14 protein-coding genes and 2 tRNA genes are annotated in these 15,593 nt (G+C 72.9%); 11 read left to right on the top strand and 5 right to left on the bottom strand.

The window, feature by feature from the left end; translation table 11 throughout:
- Nucleotides 1-20 precede the first annotated feature (20 nt).
- On the bottom strand, nucleotides 21-1,292 hold the full coding sequence (locus PVK74_RS16635) for a zinc-dependent metalloprotease (protein WP_274476750.1): 1,272 nt from the start codon (nucleotides 1,290-1,292) through the stop codon (nucleotides 21-23).
- 115 nt (nucleotides 1,293-1,407) lie between these two features.
- On the opposite strand from PVK74_RS16635, the gene PVK74_RS16630 reads away from it, so the two are divergent.
- The 7 genes from PVK74_RS16630 (at nucleotide 1,408) to PVK74_RS16600 (ending at nucleotide 7,813) form a co-directional block, all read left to right on the top strand.
- Nucleotides 1,408-2,421, top strand: coding sequence for a YlbL family protein (locus PVK74_RS16630; protein WP_176722737.1), 1,014 nt, complete (start codon nucleotides 1,408-1,410; stop codon nucleotides 2,419-2,421).
- A gap of 127 nt (nucleotides 2,422-2,548) precedes the next feature.
- Nucleotides 2,549-5,545: a UPF0182 family membrane protein gene (locus PVK74_RS16625; RefSeq protein ID WP_205798147.1), complete on the top strand. Its 2,997-nt coding sequence runs from the start codon at nucleotides 2,549-2,551 to the stop codon at nucleotides 5,543-5,545.
- Nucleotides 5,546-5,693: 148 nt separating this feature from the next.
- Nucleotides 5,694-6,203 (top strand): RNA polymerase sigma factor, encoded by a 510-nt coding sequence (locus tag PVK74_RS16620; RefSeq protein ID WP_043328470.1) that lies wholly within the window; start codon nucleotides 5,694-5,696, stop codon nucleotides 6,201-6,203.
- Complete coding sequence (locus tag PVK74_RS16615; RefSeq protein ID WP_064447895.1) at nucleotides 6,193-7,122, top strand: hypothetical protein; 930 nt, start codon at nucleotides 6,193-6,195, stop codon at nucleotides 7,120-7,122. Before PVK74_RS16620 ends, PVK74_RS16615 begins: the two co-directional genes overlap by 11 nt.
- 50 nt (nucleotides 7,123-7,172) lie before the next feature.
- Nucleotides 7,173-7,246, top strand: a tRNA-Met gene (locus PVK74_RS16610).
- 136 nt (nucleotides 7,247-7,382) lie between these two features.
- Nucleotides 7,383-7,456 (top strand) — tRNA-Met (locus PVK74_RS16605).
- 108 nt (nucleotides 7,457-7,564) lie between these two features.
- Nucleotides 7,565-7,813 carry a hypothetical protein gene (locus PVK74_RS16600; protein ID WP_043328474.1) on the top strand — a complete coding sequence of 83 codons (249 nt, stop codon included), beginning with the start codon at nucleotides 7,565-7,567 and terminating at the stop codon, nucleotides 7,811-7,813.
- Nucleotides 7,814-7,928: 115 nt separating this feature from the next.
- Here the strand turns inward: PVK74_RS16600 and PVK74_RS16595 are convergent, their stop codons facing one another.
- Nucleotides 7,929-9,254, bottom strand: coding sequence for an ABC transporter substrate-binding protein (locus PVK74_RS16595; protein ID WP_187693624.1), 1,326 nt, complete (start codon nucleotides 9,252-9,254; stop codon nucleotides 7,929-7,931).
- 124 nt (nucleotides 9,255-9,378) lie between these two features.
- Here PVK74_RS16595 and PVK74_RS16590 point away from each other — a divergent pair, with 124 nt between their 5' ends.
- Entirely contained in the window at nucleotides 9,379-10,212 is an 834-nt protein-coding gene (locus PVK74_RS16590) for a phosphoribosylaminoimidazolesuccinocarboxamide synthase (protein ID WP_274476748.1), read from the top strand.
- Nucleotides 10,213-10,215: 3 nt separating this feature from the next.
- Here PVK74_RS16590 and glpK read toward each other — a convergent pair whose 3' ends face one another.
- Nucleotides 10,216-11,700, bottom strand: coding sequence for a glycerol kinase GlpK (gene glpK / locus PVK74_RS16585; protein WP_274476745.1), 1,485 nt, complete (start codon nucleotides 11,698-11,700; stop codon nucleotides 10,216-10,218).
- 64 nt (nucleotides 11,701-11,764) lie between these two features.
- On the opposite strand from glpK, the gene PVK74_RS16580 reads away from it, so the two are divergent.
- Nucleotides 11,765-12,703: a ribose-phosphate diphosphokinase gene (locus PVK74_RS16580; protein WP_069087346.1), complete on the top strand. Its 939-nt coding sequence runs from the start codon at nucleotides 11,765-11,767 to the stop codon at nucleotides 12,701-12,703.
- Here the strand turns inward: PVK74_RS16580 and PVK74_RS16575 are convergent.
- Nucleotides 12,684-13,139 (bottom strand): ATP-binding protein, encoded by a 456-nt coding sequence (locus PVK74_RS16575; RefSeq protein WP_043328481.1) that lies wholly within the window; start codon nucleotides 13,137-13,139, stop codon nucleotides 12,684-12,686. The genes PVK74_RS16580 and PVK74_RS16575 overlap by 20 nt on opposite strands.
- A 115-nt stretch (nucleotides 13,140-13,254) precedes the next feature.
- On the opposite strand from PVK74_RS16575, the gene macS reads away from it, so the two are divergent.
- Together macS and PVK74_RS16565 are read left to right on the top strand one after the other, a co-directional pair.
- A complete protein-coding gene (macS, locus tag PVK74_RS16570; protein WP_064447892.1) occupies nucleotides 13,255-14,376 on the top strand; it encodes a MacS family sensor histidine kinase in 1,122 nt (373 codons plus the stop codon).
- 11 nt (nucleotides 14,377-14,387) lie between these two features.
- Nucleotides 14,388-15,020, top strand: a complete 633-nt coding sequence (locus PVK74_RS16565; protein WP_176722742.1) for a response regulator — start codon at nucleotides 14,388-14,390, stop codon at nucleotides 15,018-15,020.
- On the opposite strand, the gene PVK74_RS16560 is transcribed toward PVK74_RS16565, so the two are convergent.
- A complete protein-coding gene (locus PVK74_RS16560) occupies nucleotides 15,021-15,593 on the bottom strand; it encodes a DUF5709 domain-containing protein (RefSeq protein WP_043328485.1) in 573 nt (190 codons plus the stop codon). It abuts the gene before it with no gap.

The following is a 15,593-nucleotide window of genomic DNA, read 5'->3' as shown; positions in this document are numbered from 1 at the left end:
GGGCCCGGGGGTGTACTGCGTCAGCGCTTGTCGTCGTCCTCGCCGGGGGACTTCTCCTCCGGGGCGCCCGGCGCGGAGAAGTCGAAGTTCGCCAGCTCGTCGTCGAGATCGGTGCTGGTCGTGGCGAACGCCTCCGGCGCGGCGAAGTCGTCGTCGGAGGGCAGCAGGTCCGGGTGGCCCCAGATCGCGTCCCGGCCGGCGATGCCGCGGTGCTCGGTCAGCGCCGCCCACAGCACAGTGGCCTCGCGCAGCCGGCGGGGCCGCAGTTCGAGACCGACGAGCGCGGCGAACGTCTGCTCGGCCGGGCCACCCGCGGCGCGGCGGCGGCGGAACGCCTCGCCGAGGCGTACGACGTTGGGGAGGCGGTCACCGGCGGCGCTGTCGACGACGTGGCAGACCCAGCCCTCGACCAGGGCGAGTACGGCCTCCAGCCGGGCCAGCGACGCCTTCTGCGCGGGCGTGTCCTCGGGCGTGAAGATGCCCTCCAGCGCGATCGCCTGCATCGACTCCGGGTCGGTCGGGTCGACCCGGCCCATCGCCTCCTCGATCGCCTCCCGGTTGACCCGGATGCCCGCGGCGTAGTTCTCCACCGCGGTCAGCACGTGCCCGCGCAGCCACGGCACGTGCTGGAACAGCCGCTGGTGGGCGGCCTCGCGCAGGGCCACGTAGAGGCGTACCTCGTCCTCGGGCAGCTCCAGGCCCTCGCCGTACGCCTTGATGTTGGCGGGGACGAGCGCGGCGGTGCCGGCGGGGCCGAGCGGCAGGCCGATGTCGCCGGCGGAGAGCACCTCGGCGGCGAGCGAGCCGAGCGCCTGGCCGAGCTGGCCGCCGAAGAGCGCGCCGCCGAGCGTGGCGACCATCGACTGCATCGGGCCGAGCTGGGCGCGGGCCTCCGGCGGCACCAGGTCGCCCATCGCGCCGACCATCCGGCTGGCGACCGGGTCGCAGAGCTTGCGCCACACGTCGAGCGTCTTGAAGATCCACTCGTTGCGGTTCCAGGCGACCGAGGTGCGGATGCCGGAGGGCCACGAGGTCGCCGGCTCCAGCCAGAGGTCGGCGATGCGCAGCGCCTCCTCGACCGCGTTGCGTTCGAACGGCGACACCGCCGGGTCGCCGGCGGCGGCGAGCTGGCTGGCGGCTACCTGCCGGGCCAGGTCCCAGTTGACCGGCCCGCTGCCCGGCGCCGAGAGCAGGTGCTGCAACTGCGACATGAACTGCTGCATCGCCGCGGGATCGTTGGGGTCCGGTGGTTGACCACCCGGGAGCGCGAAACCGAACGGAATATCAGGCACGACGTCTACGGTACGCGCGCCCCGCCGCAGGTCGTGCCACTCGGCGTTGCGCTGAGGGCGAAGTCCTCGGGTCACCGCGCCGGGCGGCGGGGCGCGGATCGGTACGCTCTGGCGCATGAGACGTCGCGGCGTGACCGTCCTGCTCGGTGCCCTGCTCACCGCACTGCTCAGCGTCGGTGTGCTGAGCGTGCCGCTGCCGTACGTGGTGCTCGGCCCGGGTCCGACGGTGAACACGCTGGGCAGCGAGGACGGCAAGGAGGTCATCCAGGTGACCGGCCGCTCGACGTCGACGTCCGCCGGTCAGCTCCGGCTCACCACGGTCGGCGTGCAGCCGACGGTGCGGCTCCGTTCGGCGCTGGCCGGATGGTTCTCCTCGGACGAGGCGGTGGTGCCGCGCGAGCTGGTCTACCCGCCGGGGCAGTCGCAGGAGGAGGTCGAGAAGCGCAACGCGGAGGACTTCCAGAACTCGCAGACCAGCGCCGAGACGGCGGCCCTGCGTGAGCTGGGCTACCCGATCAAGGTGCTGGTCAAGGCGGTCACGGCGGGCGGGCCGTCGGCCGACGTGCTGCGCCCCGACGACGTGCTCACCTCGGTCGACGGGGTGCCGGTGACGAGCGCGGCCAAGCTGACCGAGCTGATCCGGTCGAAGCCGGCCGGCACCGCGCTGCGGATCGGCTACACCCGCGGCGACACCCCCGGCACGGCCACGGTGACCAGCCAGGAGCAGGACGGCCGGCCGCGGATCGGCGTGGAGATCGACCAGCAGCAGCCGCACCCGTTCACCCTCAAGATCGACCTGGGGGACATCGGCGGGCCGAGCGCCGGGCTGATGTTCTCGCTCGGCATCATCGACAAGCTGGAGCCGGCCGACCTGACCGGCGGCAAGATCATCGCCGGTACCGGCACCATCGACGACGAGGGCCGCGTCGGCCCGATCGGCGGTATCGCGCAGAAGCTCGTCGGCGCCAAGGAAGCCGGCGCGAACGCGTTCCTGGTGCCCGCCGACAACTGCGCCGAGGCCGTCCGCAACCCGCAGCCGGGCCTGCCGATGCTGAAGGTCGCCACGCTGGACGAGGCATTGAAGGCACTCGAGGCGCTGCGTACCGGGGGGCAGCCGACGCGCTGCTGAACCGGCCGGGACCACGACTGCTGTGCCGATCGTGACGTGACCTTGACCCGACGTGCTCAGGATGACCCCGTACTCTTGGTGCCTGGTCGGAGCCGATCACATCGAGCGTGCGGAGCCAACAGTGGTCATGCGTAGCAGTCCCTTGCCGAGGATGAGCCGACGCGGACGCGTCACCATCGGTGTCCTGATCGGGGTGTTCGTCTTGTTCACCCTGCTCGGCTGGGGCGTCAACGCATGGACGGACTGGCTCTGGTTCAACGAGGTCCGCTACACCCAGGTCTTCACCGGCGTGCTCGCCACCCGGCTGCTGCTGTTCCTGGTGGTCGGCGTCGGCATGGCGCTGATCGTGGCCGGCAACCTCTGGCTCGCCTACCGGCTGCGACCCCGGATGCGCCCGCACTCGGCCGAGCAGGCCACGCTGGAGCGCTACCGGATGCTCCTGAGCCCTCGCCTCGGCACCTGGATCGCGCTCGCCGCCGCCGTCGTCGGGCTGTTCGCCGGCCTGTCCGCGCAGAGCCGGTGGAGCCAGTGGCTGCTGTTCCGCAACGGCGGCGACTTCGGCGTGAAGGACCCCGAGTTCGGCATCGACGTCGGCTTCTACGTCTTCCAGCTCCCGTTCTGGCGCTACCTGCTCGGCGTCGGCTTCACCGCCGTCGTGCTGTCCCTGCTCGGCGCGCTCGCCGTGCACTACATCTTCGGCGGGGTGCGGCTGCAGGGCGTCGGCGACCGGATGACGAACGCCGCCCGCGCCCACCTCAGCTCGCTGGTCGCGTTCTTCGTGCTGCTCAAGGCCGTCGCGTACGTGCTGGACCGGCGGGCCATGCTGTTGGAGTACAACGACAGCGCCAAGCTCTACGGCGCCGGCTACGCCGACGTCAACGCGCTGCTGCCGGCGAAGGAGATCCTCGCCTGGATCTCCGTCCTGGTGGCGCTGGCGATCATCGTGTTCTCCAACGCGGTCATGCGGAACCTGGTCTGGCCGGGCATCTCGCTCGCCCTGCTCGGCGTCTCCGCGGTCGCGATCGGCGGCATCTACCCGTGGGCCGTGCAGACGTTCGAGGTCAAGCCGAGCGCCCGGGACAAGGAAGCGCCGTACATCGAACGCAGCATCAAGGCCACCCGCACCGCGTTCGGCCTCGAAGGCACGAAGACCACACCGTACGCGGCGAGCAACCTCGTTCCACCCGCCAGCCTGGCCACCGACACCTCGGTGGTGCAGAACATCCGGCTGCTCGACCCGCAGCTGGTCTCCGAGACGTACACCCAGCTCCAGCAGGTACGTGGCTTCTACGACTTCGGCTCGAAGCTGGACATCGACAGGTACTCGGTCAAGGACAAGACCTCCGACTACGTGGTCGGCGTCCGTGAGATCAACTACGGCGAGCTGACCGACCAGCAGAGCAACTGGATCAACCGCCACACCGTCTACACCCACGGGTACGGCCTGGTGGCCGCCCCGGCGAACCAGGTGGTCTGCGGCGGTCAGCCGTACTTCGTCTCCGGCTTCCTGGGTGAGAAGGCGCAGGAGGCGTGTTCCTCGCCGGCCGAGGAGATCCCGGCCCAGCAGCCGCGGATCTACTACGGCGAGCGGATGGAGCCCGGGGACTACGCGATCGTCGGCCAGAACGGCGACCGCAACGTCGAGTTCGACCGGCCCACCTCCACCGGTGGCGAGCAGTACTACACCTACAGCGGCGAGGGTGGCGTCAAGATCGGTTCGTTCCCGCGCCGCCTGCTCTACTCGATCAAGGAGCAGGAGCCGAACTTCCTGCTCTCCGAGGCGGTCAACGAGAACTCGAAGCTGCTCTACGTGCGCAACCCGCGTGACCGGGTGGAGAAGGTCGCCCCGTTCCTCACGCTCGACGGCGACCCGTACCCGGCGGTCGTGAACGGCCGGGTCCTGTGGATCATCGACGGCTACACCACGGCGGCGACCTACCCGTACGCCGAGCGGGTCAACCTCCAGGCGGAGACCGCCGACGAGCTGACCGGCCGGGGCACGTTCCAGCTCGCCCGGGAGAACGTCAACTACATCCGCAACTCGGTGAAGGCGACTGTCGACGCCTACGACGGCACGGTCAAGCTCTACTCGTACGACGACACCGACCCGGTCCTCAAGGCGTGGAACAAGGCGTTCGGCGGTGACCTGGTGCTGCCCAAGGGCGACATCCCGGCCGAGCTGGCCGAGCACTTCCGCTACCCGGCGGACATGTTCAAGGTGCAGCGCAACCTGCTCACCAAGTTCCACGTCACCGACCCCGGTGACTTCTACTCCGGCCAGGACTTCTGGCAGGTGCCGAACGTGCCGGACGCGCCGGACAGCGGGCAGAAGCAGCCGCCGTACTACCTCTTCACCCAGTTCCCCGGGCAGGAGGGGCCACGCTTCCAGCTGACCTCCGCGGTCACCCCGAACGGGCGGCAGAACCTCGCCGCGCTGGTCTCCGGCTCGTACGTCGACGGCAAGCCACAACTGGAGGTGCTGGAGCTGCCGGACCAGACCCGGATCTCCGGGCCGACGCAGGTGCACCAGCAGATGACGAACAACGGCGACATCCGGCAGCAGCTCAACCTGCTCTCCTCGAACCAGGCCCAGGTGCAGTACGGCAACCTGCTCTCGCTGCCGTTCGCCGACGGCATGCTCTACGTCGAGCCGGTCTACGTGAAGAGCAGCAACCAGGACGCGTACCCGCTGCTGCAGAAGGTGCTGCTCTCCTACGGTGACGGCGGCTCGTACGTGGTGCTCGCCAACAACCTCAACGACGGCATCAAGCAGCTCGTCGAACAGGGCAAGCGGGCGCCGAACAACAACCCGCCGCCGAGCACCGACGACAACGAGACGCCGACGCCGACGCCGACGCCGACCGGGGGTGACAACAACACCCCGCCGGCGACCGGCGAACTGGCCCAGGCGGCGGCCCGGGTGCAGACCGCGATCAGCGAGGTCAAGGCCGCGCAGGCGTCCGGCGACTTCGAGCGGTACGGGCGCGCGCTGAAGGCGCTGGACGAGGCGATGAGCGCGTTCCAGCAGGCACAGTCCGCGGCCGGCGGCTCGGGCAACCCGGCGCCGTCGGGCAGCCCCTCACCGCCGGCGCCCACGTCGCCCGCGCCCACGCCGAGCGGCTGACGCCGAGCCGACACCACGAGCCCGTGGTCCGGGACCGCAACGGTCACCCGGACCCGGGCTCGTGTCGTCTTCCGGACTCCCCGCCCGCAACCCCGGACCGCACTGCGCCGTCAACAGTGCAGGTGGACGTGTGGGGGAGGGAGGGCACATGCGGGACGCGAACAGCTTCGACGACTTCTACCGCAGCACGTCGGGGCGGGCCATCCGGTACGGATACGCGGTGGCCGGCGACCCGGCCGAGGCCCAGGACCTCGTGCAGGAGGCGTACGCGCGGGCCTGGCGGCAGTGGGCGAAGCTCGCCGCCCATCCCGCTCCGGAGGCGTGGCTGCGGCTGGTGATCAGCCGGCTGGCGGCCGACCGGTTCCGGCGGCTGCGCGGGTGGCGCCTCGCGGCCAGCCGCACCGGGCCGCCGCCCGACGTCGGGCCGCCGGGCGAGGACACCGTGCTGCTGGTCGGGGCGCTGCGGCAGCTTCCGCCCCGGCACCGGCAGGCGCTCGCCCTGCACTACCTGTTCGACCTGCCGGTGGAGGAGATCGCCCGGGAGGCCGGGGTTCCCGCCGGCACTGTGAAGTCCTGGCTGTCCCGGGGACGGGCCCGGCTGGCCGAGCTGTTGCCCGGCGTCGCCGCCGAGGAGCTGGAGGTCAACGATGTCGCCTGAACTGCACCGCTACTACCGGTCCCTCGCCGCCGACACGGACGAGCGGGTGCTGCCGGCGCCGGACCGGCTGCGCCGCAGCGCCGACCGCTGGGCCCGCCGCCGGGCCGCGCTGACCGTCCTGGCCGCCGCCGGGCTGGTCGCGGGCACGGTGGCCGGCAGCCAGCTCGTGCTCGCCGCCGGGCCGGGCCCCGACCCGGCTCCACCGCCCGCGGGTACGCCCACCCCGCGGCCGTCGTCCGTCGCGCCTTCGGTCGTGCCGTCGTCGCCGCCCCCGCCGTCGCCGTCCGTCGGCCGTACCCCCGGCTCGCGCAGCCCGGCCGTGACCACCACGCCTCCGGCCGCGGCGACCCCGACCACGATCCCGGACCGGGCGTTCTTCGTGCTGCCGGCCGCGAACGACGCCGGTACCGGCAACTACTTCGGCCCGGGGCCGGTGCTGCCGGTGCTCTGCGGCGCGAGCCCCGGCGACGAGCGGGTGGTGGCGCGGCGGGCCCGGTCGCTGCCGTACCGCCGGGCCGGGGCCTCGGCCGACGAGGTGCCGTCGGGCAACTACCGGCACAGCATCACGATCTACCGGTCCGGCGGCGCCGGCGCCGCGCTGGCCGAGCTGCGCGCGGCGGTGCGGGCCTGCCCCGAGCAGCCCGCCCGGGGTACGCCGCCGGTGACGGTGCGGCAGCGTCTGCTGCCCGACAGCGGGTACGGCGACGAGTCGGTGCTGTTCGAGACGCGGACGCCGTACCGGGACGCGAACGGCGATCCGAGCGGCGGCGACGAGGTGCACCTGATTCGGGCGGTCCGCGTCGGTGACGTGGTGTCGCTGCTGTGGGAGCAGGGCTGGGAGAGCACCTCGACCGAGCGCGCCCAGTTCGACGCGGACAGCCGCCGGGCGGTCGAGGCGGTCCGGCGGTGGCTGGACTGAGTACCCGTTTTGCGCCTCCCCGGGTCGGTGCGCTACGGTTGTCGAGCCGACGCGGGGTGGAGCAGCTCGGTAGCTCGCTGGGCTCATAACCCAGAGGTCGCAGGTTCAAATCCTGTCCCCGCTACTCGTGACGAAGGGCCCCGGAGTTCTCTCCGGGGCCCTTCGCCGTTTCCGCCTGCCGCCGGTCCGCGCGGGCCGGCGGCAGGATCGGGGACCCGGCTGATCTCCGGGATCGGAGTGCGATAAGCTTTACGAGCCGACGCGGGGTGGAGCAGCTCGGTAGCTCGCTGGGCTCATAACCCAGAGGTCGCAGGTTCAAATCCTGTCCCCGCTACTCGTGACGAAGGGCCTCGGAATTCTTTCCGGGGTCCTTCGCCGTGTCCGGCGACATCCGCCCTCATCCGCCGTGCCCCGGTTGCGGGTCTCGGCGAGGATGGGGGGCATGTCTGCATGGAACAAGTGGTGGGGCCGCCTGGGCGCGGTCCTCGGTACGGTCGTGCTCTCGGTGTTCGTGCCGGTCGCGGCCTGGGCGTCGTCGGGCACCGGCGAGATCGTGGTGGAGGCGGCGCGCCGGCGCGGTCGCGGCGGGTTCGGCTTCCTCGGCCTGCTCTGCTGCCTCGTGGTGGTCGGCGGCATCGTGCTGCTGGTGCTGCTGCTCACACGCGGACGCCGCAACCGCCCTCCGCGCTGACCCCCGGGCCCGCCCGCCCCGGCTGATCATGAAGTTGGCGGTGCGCCGCGTCCGATTTGTCGCCGCCAACCTCATGATCGCCGGGCAGGGCGGTCGGTCGGGCGCGGCGGGCGGGTCAGCTCGCCAGGGCGGCGTTGGCCTGGGCCATGAAGCGCGAGGTGGCGGTGCGGGCGCCGGAGCGCTTGCCGCGGATGCTCTCGGCCGCGTCGATCAGCAGGGTGCGGACCTTGGCGTGTCCCTTGGGCGGCGGCGCGGGTGACGGACCGGCCAGCCCGTCCAGTTCGGCGCCGAGCGCGGCCATGCGCTTCTCGGACCGGTCGGTCAGCTCGCCGGCGACGAACGAGCGCACCTGCTTGCTGGCGTTGAGGCCGCGCTCCACGCCGAGGAGCCGGCCGGCCGCCACGTTCGTGGTCAGGAAGTCGATCACGTTCGCCACCACCTCCGGGTGGCGGGTGCCCTGGAAGCCGGCCCAGTACATCGACGCCCGGGGCCACTGGGCGGCGGGCGTGCCCGGAAAGGCCACCGCCGCCAGCTCGTCGTCGGTCAGGCGTTGCAGCTCCGGCAACTGGTGCGACCAGGCGAACGAGGCCGCTGTGTGCCCGGTGACCACGAGCTGGCGGGCCAGCTCGCCGCTGTCCGCCTGCTCGACCAGCGCGGCGCTCGGAGTGGCCCGGCCGAAGCGGGCCACCTCCCAGAACTCGAACCAGTCGAGCAGCTCGGCCGAGCTGAAACCGAGCTGCCGCCCCCGGTACATCTCGCTGCCCTGGCCGCGCAGCCACAGCCAGAGCGCCCGGTAGTCGCCGGAGGCGTCCATGGTGCCGGCCACCCGGTTGCCGGAGGCGCGGGTCACGCGGGCGGCCCAGGCGACGTATTCCTTCCAGGACATCCCGGTGCGCGGCTCGGGCTGGCCCAGCCGGCGCAACAGCGCGCGGTTGAACACCAGCGCCGCGCTGGTCTGCGCGGCCGCCACGCCCACGGTCCGCTCGTCCACCTGGCCGTAGCGGGCCAGCTGCGCCGGCACCTCGCGCAGGTCGATCCGCCCGTCGGTGGCGTACTGGCTGAGGTCGAGCAGGATGTCCCGGCCGGCGTACTCGGCGAGCAGCGTGTCGTCGATCTGGAACAGGTCCGGCGGGTTGCCGCCGGTGGCCTGGGTGGCCAGCCGGTCGTAGTAGCCGCTCAGCCCCTGCCAGGTGACCCGGAAGCTGACCCGGGGGTTCTGCTGCGAGTACAGGCGCAGCGCCTGTTCGGTGGCCGCCGCCCGCCGGTCGCCGCCCCACCAGAACACCGACAGCTCGACCGGGCCGTCGTCGACGGCCGCCTCCTCCGGGCTGCACCCGGCCAGTGCCGGCAGCCCGCCGCCGAGCAGCGGCAGCCCGGCGAGCGCGCCGAGAAGCCGTCGCCGGTCCAGGCCGGGACGGGGTACGGACTGCGCAGCGGGCACGGATCTCTCTCCGAACGTCGGTGGACGGATCATTTCACCGGCCCCTACGGCGGGGTGTCAACGCCGGGCGGGACCTCCGGTGGGCGCGCCGGGCGGCCCTCGCCGGTCATGGTGTACTAGCGCCGTGGAACTTCTGCATTCGGGCAAGGTCCGGGACGTCTACGCCGACGGCGAGGACCTGATCCTGGTCGCCACCGACCGCGTCTCCATCTACGACGTGGTGCTGCCGACCCCGATCCCGGACAAGGGCCGCCTGCTCACCGCGCTGTCGCTGTGGTGGTTCGAGCAGCTGTCCGACCTGGTGCCGAACCACCTGATCTCGGCGACGGACGTGCCGGCGGAGTTCGCCGGCCGGGCGATCCGCTGCCGCCGGCTGGACATGGTGCCGGTCGAGTGCGTGGCCCGGGGCTACCTGACCGGCGGCGGCTTCGCGGAATACCAGCGCACCGGCTCGGTCTCCGGGGTGCCGCTGCCGCGCGGCCTGGTCGAGGCGTCGATCCTGCCCGAGCCGATCTTCACGCCGTCGACGAAGGCGCCGAAGGGCGAGCACGACGAGCCGATCACGTACGAGCAGGTGGTGGACAAGGTCGGCCCGGAGGTCGCGGAGCGGCTGCGGCAGATCACCATCGACGTCTACCGGCGCGGCGCGGAGATCGCCGCCGAGCGGGGCATCCTGATTGCCGACACGAAGCTGGAGCTGGGCTGGGCGGCGGACGGCACGCTGGTCCTCGGCGACGAGGTGCTCACCTCCGACTCGTCCCGGTTCTGGCCGGCCGAGTCGTACCAGCCGGGCCGCGCGCAGTTCTCCTACGACAAGCAGTACGTGCGGGACTGGGCCACGTCCAGCGGCTGGGACAAGCAGCCGCCCGCGCCGGAGGTGCCGGCCGAGGTGATCGAGGCGACCCGGGCCCGCTACGTCGAGGTGTACGAGAAACTCACCGGCAACCGCTGGGACTGACGCTCACTCGGCCCAGTCGAGCGTGCGCTGGACCGCCTTGTGCCACTGACGCAGCTCACGCTCCCGGTGTGCCGGGTCCATCGTCGACTCCCACTGCGCGTCCGAACGCCACTTCTCGCGCAGCGTGGCCAGGTCCGGCCAGAACCCGACGGCCAGGCCGGCGGCGTACGCGGCGCCGAGGCACGTCGTCTCGGTGATCCGGGACCGTACGACCGGCACGGCCAGCACATCGGCGAGGAACTGCATGAGCAGCTCGTTGCCGGTCATCCCGCCGTCGACCCGCAGCCGGCGCAGAGCCACGTCGGAGTCGGCGTTCATCGCGTCGACCACCTCGCGGGTCTGGAACGCTGACGCCTCCAGCACCGCGCGGGCCAGATGCCCCTTGGTGATGTAGCCGGTCAGCCCGGCGATCACGCCCCGGGCGTCGCTGCGCCAGTGCGGGGCGAACAGGCCGGAGAAGGCCGGCACCACGTAGCAGCCGCCGTTGTCGTCGACGGTGCGGGCCAGCTCCTCGACCTGCGGGGCGGTGGAGATCAGGCCGAGGTTGTCGCGCAGCCACTGCACCAGCGAGCCAGTGACCGCGATGGCGCCCTCCAGCGCGTACACAGCGGGCTGGCCCTCGATCCGGTACGCCACGGTGGTGAGCAGGCCGTGCCGCGACGGCACCGGGCTGGCCCCGGTGTTGAGCAGCAGGAAGCTGCCGGTGCCGTAGGTGCACTTGGCCTCGCCGGGCTGGAAGCAGGTCTGCCCGAACAACGCGGCCTGCTGGTCGCCGAGCGCGCTCGCCACCGGCACCCCGGCCAGCACCCCCTGCGCGGTGCCGTACACCTCGGCCGAGCTGCGGATCTCGGGCAGCACGGCGGCCGGGACGCGCAGCGCGTCGAGCAGCTCCGGGTCCCAGTCGAGCGTCTCCAGGTCCATCAGCATGGTGCGGCTGGCGTTCGTCACGTCGGTGACGTGCCGGCCGGTCAGCTTCCAGATCAGCCAGCTGTCCATGGTGCCGAACAGCACCTCGCCGCGCTCGGCCCGCTCGCGCAGCCCGTCGACGTGGTCGAGCAGCCAGCGCAGCTTCGGCCCGGCGAAGTAGGTGGCCGGGGTCAGGCCGGTGCGGGCCCGCAGCCGCTCCTGGTCGTACGTCTCGGTCAGCTCCCGCAGCAGCGGGCCGGTGCGGGTGTCCTGCCAGACGATCGCGTTCGCCACCGGGCGGCCGGTCTCCCGGTCCCACACCACAGTGGTCTCCCGCTGGTTCGTGATGCCCACCGCGGCCAGCGACTCGGTGCCGATGTCGGCGCTGGCCAGCGCCTCGCGGACCACGTGCTCGACGTTCGTCCAGATCTCCTCGGCGTCGTGTTCCACCCAGCCCGGCCGGGGGAAGATCTGCCGGTGCTCGCGCTGGGCCACGGCGACGATCTCGCCGGCCCGGTCGAAGACGATGCAGCGCGACGACGTGGTGCCCTGGTCGATGGCGGCGACGAACTCTGCGGTCACGGCAGCACCGTACCCGCCGCGAGTGTCCACCGTCTCCTCCCGGCGGCCCGTACGATCATCAGACGTGCGTGACATTGCCGTGTTCAGCGGGTCGGCCCATCCGGTCCTCGCCGCCGAGATCTGCGCCCACCTCCACGTCCCGTTGCATCCGGTGCGGGTGTCCCGGTTCGCCAACGACTGCCTGGAGGTGCAGTTGCAGGCGAACTGCCGGGAGCGCGACGTCTTCCTCATCCAGCCGCTGGTGCCGCCGGTGCAGGAGCACCTGGTCGAGCTGCTGCTCATGATCGACGCGGCCCGGGGCGCGTCGGCCGCCCGGATCACAGTGGTGCTGCCGCACTACGCGTACGCCCGGTCGGACAAGAAGGACGCGCCGCGCATCTCCATCGGCGGCCGGCTCGTCGCCGACCTGCTCACCTCCGCCGGCGCGCACCGGGTGCTGGCCATGACGCTGCACTCGCCGCAGGTGCACGGCTTCTTCAGCGTCCCGGTGGACCACCTGCACGCGCTGCGGGAGCTGGCCGCCCACTTCAAGGGGCACGACCTGGGCAACGCGGTGGTGGTCTCGCCGGACCTGGGCAACGCCAAGGAGGCCGCCGCGTTCGCCCGGATGCTGGGTACGCCGGTGGCGGCCGGCGCGAAGCAGCGCTTCAGCGACGACCGGGTGCAGATCAGCACGATCATCGGCGACGTGACGGACCGGGACGTGATCGTGCTGGACGACGAGATCGCCAAGGGCAGCACCGTGATCGAGCTGATCTCGCACCTGCGCGAGCGGCGGGTCCGTTCGATCCGGCTGGCCTGTACGCACGGCCTGTTCTCCAGCGGGGCGCTGGAGCGGCTCAGCGGGCAGGAGGGCGTACTGGAGATCGTCTGCACCAACACCGTGCCGATCCCGGCGGAGAAGCGGGTGCCGAAGCTGGAGGTGCTGTCGGTGGCGCCGGCTCTGGCCGAGGCGATGCGGCGGATCCACAACGGGGAGTCGGTCAGCGCCCTGTTCGCCTGACGGTGGCGAGCGCGGCGGTGATCCGGACGACGGTGCCGGCGTCGCCGGTCTCCACCTCCATCGTGTCGCTCAGCTCCCGGGCCAGCCAGAGGCCCCAGCCGCCGGCGGTGTCCGGCGCCGGCCGGTCACGGTCGCGCAGCCGCCGCTCGCTGATCCCGGGCCCGTGGTCGGCGACCTGGCAGACCAGCTCGCCGTCGCGCTGCCAGAGTCGCAACCAGCCCTGCCCGCCGCCGTGCCGCACCGCGTTGGTGATCAGCTCGTTGACCGCCAGCACGAAGTCGTCCAGCCGTTGACCGGACAGGCCGGAGTCCTGCGCGCAGGAGGTCACCGAGTGCCGCAGCTCGGTCACCTGCGCCTGACCGAAGGCCGTGGCGAGAAGGAGGGAAGGTTCGATGGGCACAACCGTACGCGGTGCGGGGAGTTCTGCGTCTGTCATGACCCCGTCCCGACGATGGCTCTCGACGACTTTCGCGGCATTTCAACCGTACGTCAGGGTTTCTCAGGCCGCACCGGCCGGGGTCCCCTCGACCGGCTGTGACAGGGTGACGCACATGCCGTCGTCCTCCGGCCTCGAGGGCCCGTTCTGGCGCTCCATCGCGGTGTTCCGGTTCGCCGCGCTCGCGTACGTCGGGCTGGTCGTGCTGCGCGACGCGGACCGCTACGCGCACCCGGTCGCCGCGGGCGGCGTCCTGCTGGCGATGCTGGCCTGGAGCGGCGTGACGGCGGCCGGCTACGGCCGCCCGGCCGGGCGGCGCTGGCCGCTGCTGCTGGCCGACCTCGGCGTGGTGCTGGCGATCATCCTGGTCACGCCCTGGGTGGTCGGGCGCGCGGCGCTCGCCGCCGGCGTGCCGATGCTGACCGCCGCCTGGCTGGCCGGGCCGGTGCTCGCCTGGGCGGTCTCCGGCGGGCGGCGGCGCGGCGCGGTGGCCGCGCTGGTGCTCGGCGGCGCCGACCTCGCCACCCGGGACCGGATCAGCCCGTCCGCGCTGACCGGGGCGATCCTGATGTTGCTCGCCGGTGTGGTGGTCGGGCACGTGGCGCGGCTGGCGGTGCAGGCGGAGGAGCGGTTGCAGCGGGCGGTGGAACTGGAGGCGGCGACCCGGGAACGGGAGCGGCTGGCCCGCGACATCCACGACTCCGTGCTCCAAGTGCTCGCGCTGGTCCGGCGGCGCGGCGCGGACCTGGACGGCGAGGCGGCCGAGCTGGCCCGGCTGGCCGGCGAGCAGGAGGCCGCGCTGCGGGCGCTCATCGGCCGGGCGGGCGCGCCGCCGGACCCGGCCGGCGCCGAGCAGGACCTGCGCGACCTGATCGACAGGTACGCCTCGGCCACCGTCGTGGTGTCCGCGCCCGCCACCCCGGTGCCGCTGCCCGCGCGGACCGCCGGTGAGCTGGGCGCGGCGGTCGGCGCGGCGCTGGACAACGTGGCCCGGCACGCCGGTGGCCGGGCCTGGGTGCTGATCGAGGACGAGGAGGAGACGGTGACCGTCTCGGTACGCGACGAGGGGCCGGGCATCCCGGACGGGCGGCTGGCGGAGGCCGCCGCGCAGGGGCGGCTCGGGGTGGCGCAGTCCATCCGGGGCCGGGTGGCCGACCTGGGCGGCGAGGTGCGGATCGCGTCCGCGCCGGGCGCCGGCACCGAGATCGAGCTGATCGTGCCGAGGAGCCGCGGGTGAGCATCCGGGTGATGGTGGTCGACGACCACCCGATGTGGCGCGAGGGCGTGGCCCGCGACCTCACCGAGGCGGGTCACCAGGTGGTGGCGACCAGCGGCGAGGGGCGGCAGGCGGTACGGGTGGCCGCGGCGGCCCGCCCCGACCTGGTCGTGCTCGACCTCCAGCTGCCGGACATCTCCGGCGTCGAGGTGATCCGGGGGCTGCGCGCGGCGCTGCCCGAGGTGCGGGTGCTGATGCTCTCGGCCAGCGGCGAGCCGCAGGGCGTCCTGGACGCGGTCAAGGCCGGCGCCACCGGCTACCTGGTCAAGTCGGCCGCCCCGGCGGAGTTCCTGGACGCGGTGCGCCGTACGGCGGCCGGCGAGCCGGTGTTCACGCCGGGCCTGGCCGGCCTGGTGCTGGGGGAGTACCGGCGGCTGGCCGCGGCGCCGCCCGCCCCGGACGACGACGCACCCCGGCTCACCGAGCGGGAGACCGAGGTGCTGCGCCTGGTCGCCAAGGGGCTGTCCTACAAGCAGATCGCCGACCGGCTGGGCCTGTCCCACCGGACCGTGCAGAACCACGTGCAGAACACCCTGGGCAAGCTCCAGTTGCACAACCGGGTCGAGCTGACCCGGTACGCCATCGAGCGGGGCCTGGACGGCTAGCTAGCGGGCGTCCGGCGGGCGGGTCTCGTGCACCGCCAGCTCCTCCGCGCTGGCCCCGCCACCGGCCGCGCCCGCGTCGTAGGCGACGTTGTCGGTCTCCTGGTCGGTGTGCGCGCCCTCGTCCGGCTCGACCAGCCGGCCCACCTGGTGGTCGGCGACGGTGCCGAGCTGACCGTGGTCGTACACGGAGACGGGGGAGTCCGGGTCGGATACCGGGCCCGGGTCGATCACGTCGGCGTCGAGCTGGGCCTGCGCGGCGGCCTCCTCGCTGTCCGCCTCGGCGGCGATGTCCGGGTCGACCGGGCCGGCCAGCGGGTCGTCGGCGGGACGCTCGTACTGCTCGCGCTGGAGCTTGTAGTCCAGCGACTCGCCGTCGAGCTGCTCCTCCGCCGTGGTGCCGAACTCGTCCACCGCGACCGGCGTGCGGTCGCCGGGGAGCTGGGCCGGCTCGGGGCCGTCCGCCTCGCGCCCGGTCAGCACGTCGTCGTTGGCGGTGGAGTCGTCGTCGGCGGTGTCGGGCAGGCCCGCCGCCTCGGGATCGGACACGGGGGTGGGGTACTCGTCGTCGCGCAT

The organism is Micromonospora chalcea (assembly GCF_028768405.1).
Taxonomy (GTDB): Bacteria; Actinomycetota; Actinomycetes; order Mycobacteriales; family Micromonosporaceae; genus Micromonospora; species Micromonospora chalcea.
Note: the sequence above shows the minus strand (reverse complement) of the source record. Positions and strands in the feature narration are given on the sequence as shown.

What these genes read in the sequence shown, in the direction of transcription:
- PVK74_RS16630 (WP_176722737.1), top strand. Translation starts at nt 1,408, where the DNA reads ATGAGACGTCGCGGCGTGACCGTCCTGCTCGGTGCCCTGCTCACCGCA.
- PVK74_RS16600 (WP_043328474.1), top strand. Translation starts at nt 7,565, where the DNA reads ATGTCTGCATGGAACAAGTGGTGGGGCCGCCTGGGCGCGGTCCTCGGT.
- PVK74_RS16565 (WP_176722742.1), top strand. Translation starts at nt 14,388, where the DNA reads ATGGTGGTCGACGACCACCCGATGTGGCGCGAGGGCGTGGCCCGCGAC.
- PVK74_RS16575 (WP_043328481.1), bottom strand. Translation starts at nt 13,139, where the DNA reads ATGACAGACGCAGAACTCCCCGCACCGCGTACGGTTGTGCCCATCGAA.
- PVK74_RS16615 (WP_064447895.1), top strand. Translation starts at nt 6,193, where the DNA reads ATGTCGCCTGAACTGCACCGCTACTACCGGTCCCTCGCCGCCGACACG.
- PVK74_RS16620 (WP_043328470.1), top strand. Translation starts at nt 5,694, where the DNA reads ATGCGGGACGCGAACAGCTTCGACGACTTCTACCGCAGCACGTCGGGG.
- macS (WP_064447892.1), top strand. Translation starts at nt 13,255, where the DNA reads ATGCCGTCGTCCTCCGGCCTCGAGGGCCCGTTCTGGCGCTCCATCGCG.
- PVK74_RS16625 (WP_205798147.1), top strand. Translation starts at nt 2,549, where the DNA reads ATGCGTAGCAGTCCCTTGCCGAGGATGAGCCGACGCGGACGCGTCACC.
- PVK74_RS16560 (WP_043328485.1), bottom strand. Translation starts at nt 15,593, where the DNA reads ATGCGCGACGACGAGTACCCCACCCCCGTGTCCGATCCCGAGGCGGCG.